This is a genomic window from Nocardia canadensis (assembly GCF_032656385.1).
GTDB lineage: Bacteria > Actinomycetota > Actinomycetes > Mycobacteriales > Mycobacteriaceae > Nocardia > Nocardia canadensis.
Genome location: NZ_JAVCWB010000005.1, coordinates 183,421 through 197,201 on the forward strand (window position 1 = coordinate 183,421; position 13,781 = coordinate 197,201).

General features: G+C 70.1%; 16 protein-coding genes. 10 read left to right on the forward strand and 6 right to left on the reverse strand.

Going from position 1 to position 13,781, the window contains the following annotated elements:
- The first annotated feature begins 139 nt into the window (after positions 1-139).
- Genes Q7X29_RS12310 through Q7X29_RS12340 form a run of 7 tightly spaced genes read left to right on the forward strand, consistent with a single transcriptional unit; the run spans position 140 to position 7,219 of the window.
- The gene (locus Q7X29_RS12310) at positions 140-1,360 is read left to right on the forward strand and encodes a cation:proton antiporter (protein ID WP_218718172.1); all 1,221 of its coding nucleotides are present in this window, start codon (positions 140-142) and stop codon (positions 1,358-1,360) included.
- Positions 1,361-1,387: 27 nt separating this feature from the next.
- A complete protein-coding gene (gene argC / locus Q7X29_RS12315) occupies positions 1,388-2,446 on the forward strand; it encodes an N-acetyl-gamma-glutamyl-phosphate reductase (protein ID WP_218718171.1) in 1,059 nt (352 codons plus the stop codon).
- On the forward strand, positions 2,443-3,669 hold the full coding sequence (gene argJ / locus Q7X29_RS12320; protein WP_308248458.1) for a bifunctional glutamate N-acetyltransferase/amino-acid acetyltransferase ArgJ: 1,227 nt from the start codon (positions 2,443-2,445) through the stop codon (positions 3,667-3,669). Before argC ends, argJ begins: the two co-directional genes overlap by 4 nt.
- The gene (gene argB, locus Q7X29_RS12325; RefSeq protein WP_218718170.1) at positions 3,666-4,553 is read left to right on the forward strand and encodes an acetylglutamate kinase; all 888 of its coding nucleotides are present in this window, start codon (positions 3,666-3,668) and stop codon (positions 4,551-4,553) included. Before argJ ends, argB begins: the two co-directional genes overlap by 4 nt.
- Positions 4,550-5,752 carry an acetylornithine transaminase gene (locus Q7X29_RS12330; protein WP_218718169.1) on the forward strand — a complete coding sequence of 401 codons (1,203 nt, stop codon included), beginning with the start codon at positions 4,550-4,552 and terminating at the stop codon, positions 5,750-5,752. Before argB ends, Q7X29_RS12330 begins: the two co-directional genes overlap by 4 nt.
- Positions 5,749-6,681: an ornithine carbamoyltransferase gene (gene argF, locus Q7X29_RS12335; protein WP_316574110.1), complete on the forward strand. Its 933-nt coding sequence runs from the start codon at positions 5,749-5,751 to the stop codon at positions 6,679-6,681. The genes Q7X29_RS12330 and argF overlap by 4 nt, the downstream gene beginning before the upstream one ends.
- A 34-nt stretch (positions 6,682-6,715) precedes the next feature.
- Positions 6,716-7,219, forward strand: coding sequence for an arginine repressor (locus Q7X29_RS12340; RefSeq protein ID WP_218718167.1), 504 nt, complete (start codon positions 6,716-6,718; stop codon positions 7,217-7,219).
- A gap of 109 nt (positions 7,220-7,328) precedes the next feature.
- On the opposite strand, the gene Q7X29_RS12345 is transcribed toward Q7X29_RS12340, so the two are convergent.
- Together Q7X29_RS12345 and Q7X29_RS12350 are read right to left on the reverse strand one after the other, a co-directional pair.
- Positions 7,329-7,799 (reverse strand): hypothetical protein, encoded by a 471-nt coding sequence (locus tag Q7X29_RS12345; protein ID WP_316574111.1) that lies wholly within the window; start codon positions 7,797-7,799, stop codon positions 7,329-7,331.
- Between the two features lie 4 nt (positions 7,800-7,803).
- Entirely contained in the window at positions 7,804-8,379 is a 576-nt protein-coding gene (locus Q7X29_RS12350; RefSeq protein WP_308248457.1) for a TetR/AcrR family transcriptional regulator, read from the reverse strand.
- A 126-nt stretch (positions 8,380-8,505) separates the two neighbouring features.
- Here Q7X29_RS12350 and Q7X29_RS12355 point away from each other — a divergent pair, with 126 nt between their 5' ends.
- Positions 8,506-9,921, forward strand: coding sequence for an MFS transporter (locus Q7X29_RS12355; protein WP_316574112.1), 1,416 nt, complete (start codon positions 8,506-8,508; stop codon positions 9,919-9,921).
- Between the two features lie 200 nt (positions 9,922-10,121).
- Here Q7X29_RS12355 and Q7X29_RS12360 read toward each other — a convergent pair whose 3' ends face one another.
- Both Q7X29_RS12360 and Q7X29_RS12365 read right to left on the reverse strand, forming a co-directional pair.
- Positions 10,122-10,916, reverse strand: coding sequence for an aldose epimerase family protein (locus Q7X29_RS12360; protein WP_218718164.1), 795 nt, complete (start codon positions 10,914-10,916; stop codon positions 10,122-10,124).
- A 51-nt stretch (positions 10,917-10,967) separates the two neighbouring features.
- A complete protein-coding gene (locus Q7X29_RS12365; protein WP_218718163.1) occupies positions 10,968-11,123 on the reverse strand; it encodes a hypothetical protein in 156 nt (51 codons plus the stop codon).
- An 82-nt stretch (positions 11,124-11,205) separates the two neighbouring features.
- Here Q7X29_RS12365 and Q7X29_RS12370 point away from each other — a divergent pair, with 82 nt between their 5' ends.
- Positions 11,206-11,895 (forward strand): GNAT family N-acetyltransferase, encoded by a 690-nt coding sequence (locus tag Q7X29_RS12370; protein ID WP_316574113.1) that lies wholly within the window; start codon positions 11,206-11,208, stop codon positions 11,893-11,895.
- Between the two features lie 13 nt (positions 11,896-11,908).
- Here the strand turns inward: Q7X29_RS12370 and Q7X29_RS12375 are convergent, their stop codons facing one another.
- A complete protein-coding gene (locus Q7X29_RS12375; RefSeq protein WP_255587635.1) occupies positions 11,909-12,043 on the reverse strand; it encodes a hypothetical protein in 135 nt (44 codons plus the stop codon).
- 29 nt (positions 12,044-12,072) lie between these two features.
- Positions 12,073-12,213 carry a hypothetical protein gene (locus tag Q7X29_RS12380; RefSeq protein WP_218718162.1) on the reverse strand — a complete coding sequence of 47 codons (141 nt, stop codon included), beginning with the start codon at positions 12,211-12,213 and terminating at the stop codon, positions 12,073-12,075.
- 285 nt (positions 12,214-12,498) lie between these two features.
- On the opposite strand from Q7X29_RS12380, the gene Q7X29_RS12385 reads away from it, so the two are divergent.
- Positions 12,499-13,701, forward strand: coding sequence for an argininosuccinate synthase (locus tag Q7X29_RS12385; RefSeq protein WP_218718161.1), 1,203 nt, complete (start codon positions 12,499-12,501; stop codon positions 13,699-13,701).
- Positions 13,702-13,781 lie beyond the last annotated feature (80 nt).

Here is a 13,781-nt window from a genome sequence, read left to right on the forward strand (position 1 = left end):
CGTCCTTTCGCGTGGTGGGGGTTCATCTCCTAGACGAACGGGACGACGCCGTTTCGACAGGCGCGGGTGATCCGATTCTCGTCCGGACCTCCAGCGAGGTGTCCCGGTTCGCCCGACTCGCCGTGCCACGATGAGGCGCATGGAGCTGCTCGCCGCCGCCGACGGCCCGTCGCCGATCGTCTCGCTGTTCTGGATCGCGCTCGTCGCGGTGCTGGCGCCGCTGCTGTCGCGGGCGCTGCGCGGGTTCGTGCCGGATGTGGTGATCCTGCTGGTGGCGGGCACGGTCCTCGGGCCGTTCGCGCTCGGCTGGGCCACCGCGGACGGCGGGGTCGACCTGATCAAGGAACTCGGGCTGGGCATGCTGTTCCTGCTCGCGGGCTACGAGCTGGATCCCCGGTTGCTCGGCGGCAAGTCCGGGCGGGTCGCCTGGCTGGTGTGGCTGGCCGGTCTCGTCTTCGCGTTCGGACTGGTCACCGTGCTGGCCGACAGTGAGTCGACGACCGAGCACATCGCGGTCGCCATCGCGATGACCTCCACCGCGCTGGGCACCCTGCTGCCGATCATCAAGCAGGCCGGGCTGCTCGACACCGCGCTGGGCCGGGCGGTGCTCGCGCACGGCGCCGTCGGTGAGCTCGGCCCGATCGTGGCCATGTCGGTGCTGCTGAGCAGCCACGATATCGGCGCCGCGCTGGTGGTGCTCGCCCTGTTCGTGCTGGCGGCGCTGCTGGTCGGGGTGATCCCGGTGCGGCTGTTCGGGCGCATCCCCGACCTCGGGGCGGCACTGGCCAGGATGGACGGCGGCACCTCCCAGCTGCCGGTACGCGGGTCGATCCTGTTGCTGCTGGTGCTCATGGTGGTGGCCGAACGCTTCGACCTCGATGTGGTGCTCGGTGCGTTCGCCGCGGGCATGGTGCTGCGCAGGCTCATCGCCGCGGGCCACCCGCGGGTCGACGAGCAGCTCGAGACCATCGGCTTCGGGCTGCTGATCCCGGTGTTCTTCGTGGTCTCGGGCATGGCGATCGATCTGTCCGCCGTCGCGGACCGGCCGCTGCTGTGGGTGTCGTTCGTGGCGGCCATCGCGGTGGCTCGCGGGTTGCCGGTGTGGTTGAGCGAGCGGTTCGTCCCGCACGGGCGCAATCTGGCATCGCCGCACGAGCGCGCCCAGCTCGCCCTGTTCGCCGCCACCGGCCTGCCGATCATCGTCGCCGTCACCCAGGTGGCGGTGTCGACGGAGCTGATGAGCGCGGATACCGCGTCGGTCCTGGTCGCCGCCGGCGCGACGACAGTGCTGCTGTTTCCCCTGGTCGCGCGGCTGATCGGGGGGAAGGCGCCGCTCGCGACCGCACCTGCCCATGAATGAGCTTGCATAGTCGTGCATAATCATCACATGGTTGATTCGTCGGGAGGACCCGCACTGCGGGTGGCGGTTGCCGGTGCGAGTGGATACGCCGGTGGCGAAGTGTTGCGTCTGCTGCTGGCCCACCCCGAATACCGAACCGGGCGCCTCGAGATCGGGGCGCTGACCGCCGGATCCAACGCGGGCACCGCCCTGGGCGCGCTCCAGCCGCATCTGCTGCCGCTGGCCGACCGCGTCCTGCAGGAAACCACCCCCGACGTCCTGGCCGGGCACGACATCGTGTTCCTCGGCCTGCCGCACGGCCAGTCCGGCGCCATCGCGCAGGCACTGCCCGAGTCCACGGTCGTCATCGATTGCGGCGCCGACTTCCGGCTCACCGATGCCGCCGCCTGGGAGAAGTACTACGGCAGCGCCCACGCGGGCAGCTGGCCCTACGGCCTGCCCGAGCTGCCCGGTGGCCGCGCGCGGCTCACCGGCGCCCGGCGCATCGCCGTGCCCGGCTGCTACCCGACCGTGTCCAGCGTCGCGCTGGCGCCGGCCATCGCCGCGGGCATCATCGAGCCTGCCGTCAACGTCGTCGCCGTCAGCGGCACCTCGGGCGCGGGCCGCAAGCTCGATATCGGCCTGCTCGGTTCCGAGGTGATGGGCAGCGTCCGTGCCTACGGCATCGCCGGCGCGCACCGGCACACCCCCGAGATCGCGCAGAACCTGAAAGCCGCGGGCGGCGTGGATGTCTCGGTGTCGTTCACCCCGGTGCTCGCCCCGATGCCGCGCGGCATCCTGGCCACCTGCACCGCCCCGGTGAAGGTCGACGCCGCGCAAGCGCGGGCCGTCTACGAGAAGGCCTACGCCGACGAACCCTTCGTGCACCTGCTGCCCGAAGGCGTCCTGCCGCAGACCGGTGCGGTCCTGGGCTCCAACGCCATCACCCTGCAGGTCGCCGTCGACACCGACGCGGGCCTGCTCGTGGTGATCGGCGCGATCGACAACTTGACCAAGGGCACCGCGGGCGCCGCGGTGCAATCGATGAATCTGGCCGTCGGATTCGACGAGACCGCAGGACTTTCCACCGTAGGAGTGGCACCGTGACGACCCCTGATCCGCACACGACGGACCACGGCAATTTGATCCACACCCAGGGCGTCACCGCCCCGCTCGGCTTCCGCGCCGCCGGTATCGCGGCGGGCATCAAGGCCAGCGGCAAGCCCGACCTCGCGCTGGTGCTCAACGAGGGCCCCGAGTACGCGGCGGCCGGCGTGTTCACCAGCAATCAGGTCAAGGCCGCGCCGGTGCTGTGGTCGCAGCAGGTGCTGAAGTCGGGTCGCGTGCGCGCGGTCATCCTGAACTCGGGTGGCGCGAACGCGTGCACCGGCCCCGGCGGTTTCCAGGACACCCACCGCACCGCCGAGGAACTCGCCGCGGCACTGAGCAATTGGGGCACCGAGACCGGCGCGGGCGAGATCGCGGTCTGCTCGACCGGCCTGATCGGTGACCGGCTGCCGATGGACAAGCTGATCCCCGCCGTCACCGAGATCGTGCACGAGATGGGCGGCGGCATGTCCGGCGGCTCCGACGCCGCGCACGCCATCATGACCACCGACACCGTGCCGAAGGAATCGGCGTTCCATCACGAGGACAAGTGGAACGTCGGCGGCATGGCCAAGGGCGCGGGCATGCTCGCCCCGTCACTGGCCACCATGCTCGTCGTACTCACCACCGATGCGGCGGCCACTCCCGAGCAGCTCGACCAGGCGCTGCGTAAGGCCACCAAGTACACCTTCGACCGGCTCGACGTCGACGGCTCCTGCTCCACCAACGACACCGTGCTGCTGCTGGCCAACGGTGCCAGCGGCGTCGCCCCGTCCCAGGAGGACCTCGAGGCCGCCGTCTTCACCGTGTGCGACGACCTGGCCGCCCAGCTGATGGCCGACGCCGAGGGCGTCACCAAGCGGGTACGGGTCACCGTCAGCGGCGCGGCCTCCGAGGACGAGGCCCTCACCGTCGCCAGGGCGGTCGCGCGCGACAGCCTGGTCAAGACCGCGCTGTTCGGCTCGGACCCGAACTGGGGCCGGGTGCTCGCGGCCGTCGGCATCGCCCCGGTGACGCTGGACCCGAACCGGATCGCGGTGTCGTTCAACGGCAATCCGGTATGTGTCGACAGCGTCGGCGCGCCCGGCGCGCGCGAGGTCGACCTGTCCGGCGAGGACATCGACGTGCTGATCGAGCTCAATGTCGGCGAGGGCACCGCGATGGTGCGCACCACCGACCTCTCGCACGCCTACGTCGAAGAGAACTCGGCGTACAGCTCATGAGCAGCGGTGTGGTGCAGTCCCTGTCGGCGCTGGACAAGGCGCATGTGCTCGCCGACGCGCTGCCGTGGCTGCAGAAGTTCCGGGACAAGGTCGTCGTCGTGAAGTACGGCGGCAACGCCATGGTCGACGACGAACTCAAGGCCGCCTTCGCCGCCGACATGGCGTTCCTGCGCACCGTCGGCGTGCACCCGGTGGTGGTGCACGGCGGCGGCCCGCAGATCAACGCGATGCTGAAGAAGCTCGGCATGGCGGGGGAGTTCCGCGGCGGCTTCCGCGTCACCACCCCCGAGGTGATGGACGTGGTGCGGATGGTGCTGTTCGGCCAGGTCGGGCGCGAGCTCGTCGGGCTGATCAACGCGCACGGCCCGTACGCGGTCGGCATCTCCGGTGAGGACGCGCACCTGTTCACCGCGACCCGGCGCACCGTGACCGTGGAGGGCGTCGCCACCGACATCGGCCTGGTCGGCGACGTCACCGAGGTCAACCCCGGCGCCGTGCTCGACCTGATCGATGCCGGGCGCATCCCGGTGGTGTCCACCATCGCGCCCGACGCCGACGGCGTGGTGCACAACATCAACGCCGACACCGCCGCCGCCGCGCTGGCGGAGGGGATCGGCGCGGAGAAGCTCGTCGTCCTGACCGATGTCGAGGGCCTCTACACCGACTGGCCCGACCGCTCCTCGCTGACCAGCGAGATCGACGCGACGGCGCTGGCGGAGTTGCTGCCGCGCCTGGATGCGGGCATGGTGCCGAAGATGGAGGCGTGCCTGCGCGCCGTTCAGGGTGGGGTGCCCAGCGCCCATGTGATCGACGGCAGGGTGCCGCATTCGGTACTACTGGAGTTGTTCACCGGAGAAGGAATCGGAACGATGGTGACCGCATGAGTGAAGTAGAGAAGCTGCAGCAGCGGTGGTCGGCCGCGATGATGAACAACTACGGCACCCCGAAGGTCGCGCTGGTCCGCGGCGCGGGCGCGGTGGTCTACGACGCCGACGGCAAGCGCTACGTCGACTTCCTCGGTGGCATCGCGGTGAACAGCCTCGGCCACGCCCATCCCGCCATCCTGGAAGCGGTCACCCAGCAGCTGGGCACGCTCGGCCACGTGTCGAACATCTATGCCAGCGAACCGGTGATCGAGCTGGCCGAGAAGCTGCTCGCGCACTTCGGTGACGGTGAGGGCAAGGCGTTCTTCTGCAACTCCGGCACCGAGGCCAACGAGGCCGCGTTCAAGATCGCCCGGCTGACCGGCCGGTCCAAGATCGTCGCCGCCGAGGAGGCTTTCCACGGCCGGACCATGGGCGCGCTCGCACTCACCGGGCAGCCGTCCAAGCGCGAGCCGTTCGCGCCCATGCCGCCCGGTGTGGTGCACGTGCCCTACGGTGACGCCGCCGCGCTCGAGGCCGTCGTCGACAGCGACACCGCCGCGGTGTTCCTGGAGCCCATGATGGGCGAATCCGGGGTGGTCGTCCCGCCGTTCGACTATCTGGCCCGGGCTCGCGAGATCACCTCGCGGGCGGGCGCGCTGCTGATCCTCGACGAGGTGCAGACCGGAATCGGCCGTACGGGAACGTTTTTCGCGCACCAGGCGGCGGGCATCGTGCCCGACGCGATCACCCTGGCCAAGGGGCTCGGCGGCGGTCTGCCGATCGGTGCCGTGCTGGCGCAGGGTCGGGCCGCCGAGCTGCTCACCCCGGGCATGCACGGCACCACCTTCGGCGGCAACCCGGTGTGCGCCGCGGCGGCGCTGGCCGTCCTGCGCACGATCGATGCCGAAGACCTGCTCTCCCATGTGGAATGGGTCGGCAAGAAGCTCAGCGACGGGATCGCGCTGCTCGAGCATCCCGAGATCGATCACGTCCGTGGCGCGGGTCTGCTGATCGGCATCGTGCTGCGCGACGACATCTCCGCCTTTGTGGACGAGCGGGCGCGGGAGGCGGGCTACCTGATCAACCCCGCCAAGCCGAACGTGATCCGGTTGGCACCGCCCCTGGTGCTCACCGAAACCCAGGCCGACAACTTCGTCGCCGACCTGCCCGAGATCCTCGACAAGGCCGCCGCCGATGCGAAGGGAGCCAGCAAGTGACCCTGCGCCACTTCCTGCGCGACGACGATGTGACCCAGGCCGAACAGGCCGAAATCCTCGCCATCGCCGCGGATCTGAAGAAGAACCCGTTCGCGCACCGGCCGCTCGACGGTCCGCGCGGGGTCGGGGTGATCTTCGAGAAGAACTCCACCCGCACCCGGTTCTCGTTCGAGCTGGGCATCGCCCAGCTCGGCGGGCACGCGGTCGTCGTCGACGGCCGCGACACCCAGCTGGGCCGGGAGGAGACCCTCGGCGACACCGGCAGCGTGCTCTCGCGCTATGTCGAGGCCATCGTCTGGCGGACCTTCGAACAGTCGCGCCTCGACGAGATGTCGTCCACCGCGACGGTTCCCGTGGTGAACGCGCTGTCCAACGAGTTCCATCCCTGCCAGGTGCTCGCCGATCTGCAGACGATCAGCGAGCGCAAGGGAGCCCTCGCCGGGCTTCGTCTCACCTACTTCGGCGACGGTGCCAACAATATGGCGCACTCGCTGCTGCTGGGCGGGGTCACCGCGGGCATGCACGTGACCGTCGCCGCGCCCGCCGGTTTCGAGCCGTTGCCGTGGATCCTCGAGGCCGCCGCCAAGCGGGCCGCGGAGACCGGCGCGACGGTGAGCGTCACCGACGATCCGGTGGCGGGCGCGACCGGCGCGGACGTGCTCGTCACCGACACCTGGACCTCGATGGGCCAGGAGAACGACGGCCTCGACCGGGTCGGCCCGTTCCGTCCGTTCCAGGTCAACGACGCCTTGCTCGCCGCCGCCGATCCGGAAGCCATTGTGATGCACTGCCTTCCGGCGCACCGCGGTGAGGAGATCACCGACGAGGTGCTCGACGGCCCGCACAGCGTGGTCTGGGACGAGGCCGAGAACCGGCTGCACGCCCAGAAGGCGCTGCTGGTCTGGCTGCTCGCGAAAGCCGCCGCATGAGACCGCGAACCGGGGCCGGCGTGGGGGTCGGTCGATGAGCGCGCCCGAGAAGGGGTCGCCCGCCATCGCCCGCACCCGCGCCGGCCGCCAATCGCGCATCGTGGAGCTGCTGTCCGCGCATTCGGTCCGCAGCCAGACCGAACTGGCGACGCTGCTGGCCGCCGAGGGCATCGAGACCACCCAGGCGACCCTGTCGCGTGACCTCGACGAACTCGGCGCGGTCAAGCTGCGTGCCGCCGACGGTGGCGCGGGTGTCTACGTCGTGCCCGAGGACGGCAGCCCCGTCCGCGGCGTCACCGGCGGCACCGGCCGCCTCTCCAAGCTCCTCGGCGACCTGCTGGTCTCCACCGACGCCAGCGGCAATCTCGCCGTCCTGCGCACCCCACCCGGCGCCGCCCACTTCCTGGCCAGCGCCCTCGACCGCGCCGCCCTGCCCTTCATCGTCGGCACCATCGCCGGCGACGACACCATCGCCGTCATCGCCCGCGAGCCTCTCACCGGCGCCGAACTCGCCGCCCGCATAGAAGAATTGGCCTGATCCTTCTCGCCCCCGCGCGATCGACTGCTCGCGCACGCGCTGGCCGTCGGCCTGGCCCGTTGCCCAGGCGGTCCGCGCAGATGCCGAACCGGTTGCCCGGATAAGCCGGCTATTGCCTGGATGCGCCGTCCGGCCAGACGACGTCCACCGGGATGCCGTGGGCGCGGGCGGAGGCGACGACGGTGGCGGTGCCGCCGCGTTCGCCATCGTCGCCGTCCCAGACCGCGAGGAGGCGATCGCAGTCGGCGACGAGGATCTGGTTGGCGGCTTCGTAGGCGCTCTTGCCCGCCGTGTCGAAGTCCATCACCCGCACCGTGCTCGCACGGTCGATCAGGGCGTCGAACTGGGACGCGTGGTCGGGCTTCACCTCGGCCGAGCGGTAGTCGCGCGAGGGCAGGACAACTTCCAGGCGGCCGCCGGCAGCCAGCACGGCCTCGGCGAAGATCGAGTCCGCGCCGCGGGCCAGGCAGGTGATCCCGGTCAGGTCGGGGCAGTCGGTGAGCAGGGCCGAGATCGCTTCGCGCACCAGGGTTTCGGTGGTGGGCGTGAGGTTCATGTGGCCGGTGACGCTGATCCGCATCAGGTCATCCTGCCGGCGCAGCCGGGGCGCGCAGGCCGGCCAGGGCGATCTCGGTGAGCAGGGGAGCCGACTCGGGGGCGGCCTGGCAACCGGCGCCGATGCCGTGGCCGAGCCGCAGGATGTCGCGCGGGCCGACGTCACGGCGCACGAGCCCGGCCTCCTGGACGGGGACCAGGACGGATTCGGCGGACTCGGCCAGCAGGGTCGAGCAGGCGGTGAAGACGTCGGAGGTGCGGTCGATCGCGGCCTTGAGGGTGGCCGCCAGGCCGTGCCGGTGCAGGATGTAGGAGACCAGCTCGCCGAACCACTCGGTGAAAGCGTCCGGGGGAGTGCGGGTTTCGCGCAATTCGGCGGCGCGGGCGGCCAGCGCCTCGATATTGGCGCGGTAGACCGCCTCCATCAGCGCCGTGCGGCTCGGGAAGTGGCGGTACAGCGTGCCGGGGCCGACGCGGGCGCGACGGGCGATGTCGTCGAGGGGCGCCTCGATGCCGTGCTCGGCGAAGGCGTCGCGCGCGCATTCGACGATGCGTTCGTAGTTGCGGCGCGCGTCGGCGCGCATCGGCCGCGACGGTGCGTCCACTCGATCCTCCACTGGAAACGGATGAAGTCTCCGTTTAGGCTTGCGGAAGCGGAGACTTTCTCCCTATGCTAGCTCTGTCATAAACGGAGACTCTCTCCGTTTAGCTTCCCCTTCGATGGAGCTCACTTGACCACCACCACACTTGCGGCGAACGCCCAGGTCGCGCGTGCCCGGCCGGGCATCGTCCTGGCCACCCTGCTGACCTGCCAGCTCATGATCATTCTCGACGTCACCGTGATGAACGTGGCCCTGCCGCGCATCCGCACCGACCTGGAGTTCAGCGCCACCGGCCTGTCCTGGGTGATGAACTCCTACACCCTCGTCTTCGGCGGTCTGCTGCTGCTCGGCGGCCGCGCGGGCGACCTGTTCGGCAGGCGCAGGCTGTTCATCGTGGGCACGACGCTGTTCACCCTCGCCTCGCTGGCGGGTGGGCTCGCACCCTCGGCGGGCTGGCTGCTCGCGGCCCGGGTCCTGCAGGGCATCGGCGGCGCGATGGCCGCGCCCAATACCCTTGCGCTGCTGACGACTACGTTCACCGAGCCCAAAGCACGCATCCGCGTCCTCGCGTTGTTCTCCGGCATGTCCAGCGCCGGATTCGCCATCGGGCTCATCGTCGGCGGGCTGCTCACCGAATGGGTCGGCTGGCGCTCGGTGCTGTTCATCAATGTGCCGTTCGGACTGCTCATCGTGCTGCTCGCGCTGCGCTATCTGCCCGACGCGCCGCGGCGAGCCGCCCAGCTCGACCTGCCCGGCGCGGTGACCGCGACGGCCGGTGTCGCCGCGCTGGTCTACGGGTTCATCAGCGCGGCCGCGGAGGGCTGGGGCGCGCCGGGCACCGACATCTCCCTGGCGGTCGGCGCGGCACTGCTGGCGGCGTTCGTGGCGATCGAACTCCGTGCGCCGCAGCCCTTGCTGCCGCTGCACCTGTTCGCCGACCGCAACCGGGCCGCCGCCTATCTCAACATGTTCCTCGGGCCGATGGCGGGCATGTCGATGTTCTTCTTCCTGACCCAGTATCTGCAGGATGTGCGCGGGATGAGCGCGCTGGCAACGGGATTCGCCTTCCTGCCGACGGCGGGACTGATGTTCGCGATGATCCGGCTGATTCCCCGGTTACTGGCCCGCTTCGGCCCGAAACCGGTGACCGTGACGGGCACCATCGCGATGACGACCGGGCTCGTACTGCTGACCCGGCTGTCGGCCGACAGCGGCTACTTCCCGCTGCTGTTCGTCGCGATGCTCGCCATGGGCTGCGGTATCGGGCTGGCCTTCTCGCCGCTGAACGTGATCATCATGTCCACGGTGTCACCGGAGGAGGCGGGCGCGGCAGGCGGTGCGTTGCAGACCATGCAGCAGACCGGCGGCGCGCTGGGTCTGGCCGTCCTGGTGACGGTCTTCGGCACCGCGGCCCGCGAGGCGGGCGGTTCACCGACGCACGCCCTCGTCGGCGGGATGACCGCCGCGTTCGGCGCCGCCGCCGTGATCGCGGCCCTGACCTTCGTGGTCGCCCTCACCTTCCGCGGTATCCGATCATCGCAGTAGACCGAAAGCCTTGATCCACCTCGACGAGCGGGACGCGCGACAGGTGACCAGTGCTCGACCACGAAACCGGCTGTCTGCGTGCGGGAGTCCTAGTCGAGGTGGGTGAGCGCGCCGAGGAAGAGGGCGACGAGCGGGCCCCGCGGCCGACGCGCCCTACCGGGTGGTGGCCCGCCCGTCGTCGAGGTCGTGCGCGGGGAGTGTCAGAGCCGTCGCCAGGTCCAGGCCACGTGGACATCCAGCGGCGTGTCCGGCGTGACCATCCGGGGATCGGTATTCAGGCCGTTGGGCGGACCCGACTGGGCCTCCACCGACAGCGACTCCGTCGGCAGGGTCCACACGACGACATCGGTGACGGGCGCGGCGATCGTGAATTCCAGGAAGCCGGGCCAGGTGAGGCGCGCGAGGACACCGTCGGGCATCCCGAAGCAGTCGTCCCACGGCGGGGGAGACGGCGGGAGGCGGCGGCCCGTGGGCAGATAGTCCGGCCCACGCTCGTATTGCCACCCCGGCTGGAACTCGAGGACCAGCGGCCCGGACGCCGCGGCGACCTCGCGCAGGAACCACGGATGCCAACCGCCCTGGGCGGGAAAGGGATCGGCGTCGGTGGTGATGCGCAACTCGAGGGTGAGGCCGGTGTCGGTGAGGGCGAACCGCTGGGTGACGGTACCCGCGAACGGCCACGGATCGGTCAGCCGGTGCCGCAGCGTCGCCTCGGTCGCCGAGGCGGACACGACATCCCACGCGCCCTCGCGCGCGGTGCCGTGAATGCTGTGCGGCGGATTGTTGATCGGCATCCGATAGGTCCGGTCGCCGACGGTGAAGGTCCCGTAGCCGAGCCTGCCCGCCCAGGGCGCCATGACGAAACACCCGGTCCCTGGGTCCTGGCGGAGCAGCTCGGTCCCGTCGACGGTGAGGCTGTGCAGCGCGCCGCCGTCTCCCGGGGCGATGGTCAGTCCAGCGGTGCCCGCGTGGAGACGCACGTCGTCGGCGGCCATGCCGGGGAGGTTAGCGGCGCGCTCCGCTCAGCGGCGGGAGCCCACGCCGGGTCAGTTGAACGGATACTGCCCGCCGCCCGCGCCGCCGCCCGGAGAGTCCGGAGTGGCGACGTCGATGATGTCCTGGACCAGGGCGACGAGGGCACGGCCGACATCGAGCACACCGTTGCCGAGAGTGGAGAATTCCTGTGCGACGTAATGGAGCATCTTGTTCGTCCTCACGTTGGCGAGCCGAATAGTGCTCTCCCAGAGTGCCACACACCGCCGGCAGGGGCACTACATTGCACACGTGCCCGAGAGTTCCGCGACCGTCCGATTCCAGCCCGTGCCCGATCCCCGGCCCGACGACAAGCCCTGGCCGGACATGGTGTGGCCGGTGCCCGACGGCGCCCGGTTGCGCGGCGAGACGGTGCGGCTGACCACGGTCGATCCGTCGGCGGACGCCGGTGAGCTCTTCGCCGCCCTCGACGCGGACGCGGTCTGGGCGCACCTGCCCTGGCGCCCACGCGCGGCGAGCGAATTCGCCGATCATCTCCGGGAATTGAACGCCCACCCCGACTGGCATGTCTGGATCGTCCGCGCGCGCACCGAGATCGGCGATCGAGCGGCGGGCGCGGTGCTCGGCGTCACGTCCTACCTGGATGTCCGCCCGCGGGACGCGGCGCTGGAAATCGGGTTCACCGCCTACACGCCGTCGGTCTGGGGCGGTCCGGTCAACCCGGAAGCCAAACTGCTGCTGCTGGAATACGCGTTCGACGAGCTCCACGTGGGTCGGGTGCAGCTGAAGACCGATGTGCGCAATCATCGTTCGCAGCAGGCGATCGCGCGGCTCGGGGCGCAGTACGAGGGCACGCTGCGGCGTCAGTTCCGGCGCGAGGACGGGACCGTGCGCGACAGCGTGCTGTTCTCGATCACCGCCGAGGACTGGCCGCGGGTGCGGGCCGGGCTCACCGAGCGCCTGCGCGCGACCGGGCGCTGACCGCCCGGCCCGGTCAGGAGGCGAGGAAGTTCAGGATGGCGAGCGCCAGCGGGGCGCTCAGGTCGAACAGCACGCGGCCGACGTGCAGGCCCGCGGTGGCACCCGCTTCGTAGTTGTCGGACAGGAACTGCAGGATGGTGTCGACCATGGATGCTCCCGGGGTGGTGAGGGCGGGGATCAGGCGAAGAAGCCCTGGAGGATCGGCGTTCCGAGGTCGATCACCGTCTTGGCGACCGTCAACCCCAGATTGCCCAACCCGATGACGACGGCCCCGATGAGGTCGTAGTTCGCCTGGGCGAAATCACGTAGCTGCTGCATGTCCACTCCTCGACCCCGACCGATGGGTAGTTGGTGTGACCAGCGTCTCACAGTTGATGCTTGCTGCCAAGTTGCTGACGCGATGTCACCGCAGGTAGTAGGCGATTTCGTGGGAATCGGACGAGGTCGGGCGCGACGTCACTACCCCCGGGTATGAATGAGATTGCATCATCGTGCATAATCATTTGCAGCAGCGGCGCGAGCCGACCGGCGGCCGGAGCATTCATACTGCTCCAGGCAGCCCGTGCAGCGGAACGACCACACACTTCGAGGAGCACAACAGACATGTCCGATCGCGTCGTACTCGCCTACTCCGGTGGGCTTGACACCTCCGTCGCCATCAGCTGGATCGCGAAGGAGACCGGTGCCGAGGTGGTGGCCGTGGCCATCGACCTGGGCCAGGGCGGCGAGGACATGAACGTGGTGCGCCAGCGCGCCCTGGACTGCGGCGCCGTCGAGGCCATCGTGGTCGACGCGCGCGACGAGTTCGCCGACGAGTACTGCCTGCCCACCATCCAGGCCAACGCGATGTACATGGGCCAGTACCCGCTCGTGTCGGCCATCAGCCGCCCGCTGATCGTCAAGCACCTGGTCGAGGCCGCGAAGTTCCACAACGCGACCACCGTCTCGCACGGCTGCACCGGCAAGGGCAACGACCAGGTCCGCTTCGAGGTCGGCATCGGCGCGCTCGCGCCCGATCTGGAAGTCATCGCCCCGGTCCGCGACTACGCCTGGACCCGCGAGAAGGCCATCGCCTTCGCCGAGCAGAACAACCTGCCGATCAACGTCACCAAGAAGTCGCCGTTCTCCATCGACCAGAACGTGTGGGGCCGCGCGGTCGAGACCGGCTTCCTCGAGGACCTGTGGAACGCGCCGACCAAGGACGTCTACGACTACACCGCCGATCCGACGGTGAACTTCGAGGCGCCCGACGAGGTCATCATCACCTTCGACAAGGGTGTGCCGGTCGCCATCGACGGCCGCCCCGTCACCGTGCTGCAGGCCATCGAGGAGATGAACACCCGCGCCGGACGCCAGGGTGTCGGCCGCCTCGACATGGTCGAGGACCGGCTCGTCGGCATCAAGAGCCGCGAGATCTACGAGGCCCCGGGCGCCATCGCGCTGATCACCGCGCACCAGGCCCTGGAGAACGTCACCATCGAGCGCGAGCTGGGCCGCTACAAGCGCCAGGTCGAGCAGCGCTGGGGCGAGCTGGCCTACGACGGCCTGTGGTTCTCCCCGCTCAAGCGCGCGCTGGACGCCTTCGTGCAGGACAGCCAGCAGCACGTCACCGGCGACATCCGGATGGTGCTGCACGGTGGTTCGGCCGTGGTCAACGGCCGCCGCTCCGAGCAGTCGCTCTACGACTTCAACCTGGCCACCTACGACGAGGGCGACACCTTCGACCAGTCGCTGGCCAAGGGCTTCGTGCAGATCCACGGCCTGTCCTCGAAGGTCGCCGCCCGCCGCGACCTCAACCAGAAGTAGTACGAGAGCACGTCGTAGTCTCGACACCGGCCGGTCCACGCGGACCGGCCGGTGCCGTGCCCAGCCATGCCCGCCAGCCG

Excerpts from the sequence above, each read along its gene's own strand:
- Q7X29_RS12345 (WP_316574111.1), bottom strand. The coding sequence starts at position 7,799 with ATGCGGATCAGCGTCACCGGCCACATGAACCTCACGCCCACCACCGAA.
- Q7X29_RS12310 (WP_218718172.1), top strand. The coding sequence starts at position 140 with ATGGAGCTGCTCGCCGCCGCCGACGGCCCGTCGCCGATCGTCTCGCTG.
- argB (WP_218718170.1), top strand. The coding sequence starts at position 3,666 with ATGAGCAGCGGTGTGGTGCAGTCCCTGTCGGCGCTGGACAAGGCGCAT.
- Q7X29_RS12340 (WP_218718167.1), top strand. The coding sequence starts at position 6,716 with ATGAGCGCGCCCGAGAAGGGGTCGCCCGCCATCGCCCGCACCCGCGCC.
- Q7X29_RS12360 (WP_218718164.1), bottom strand. The coding sequence starts at position 10,916 with ATGGCCGCCGACGACGTGCGTCTCCACGCGGGCACCGCTGGACTGACC.
- Q7X29_RS12365 (WP_218718163.1), bottom strand. The coding sequence starts at position 11,123 with ATGCTCCATTACGTCGCACAGGAATTCTCCACTCTCGGCAACGGTGTG.
- Q7X29_RS12385 (WP_218718161.1), top strand. The coding sequence starts at position 12,499 with ATGTCCGATCGCGTCGTACTCGCCTACTCCGGTGGGCTTGACACCTCC.
- Q7X29_RS12380 (WP_218718162.1), bottom strand. The coding sequence starts at position 12,213 with ATGCAGCAGCTACGTGATTTCGCCCAGGCGAACTACGACCTCATCGGG.
- Q7X29_RS12330 (WP_218718169.1), top strand. The coding sequence starts at position 4,550 with ATGAGTGAAGTAGAGAAGCTGCAGCAGCGGTGGTCGGCCGCGATGATG.
- Q7X29_RS12375 (WP_255587635.1), bottom strand. The coding sequence starts at position 12,043 with ATGGTCGACACCATCCTGCAGTTCCTGTCCGACAACTACGAAGCGGGT.
- argC (WP_218718171.1), top strand. The coding sequence starts at position 1,388 with ATGGTTGATTCGTCGGGAGGACCCGCACTGCGGGTGGCGGTTGCCGGT.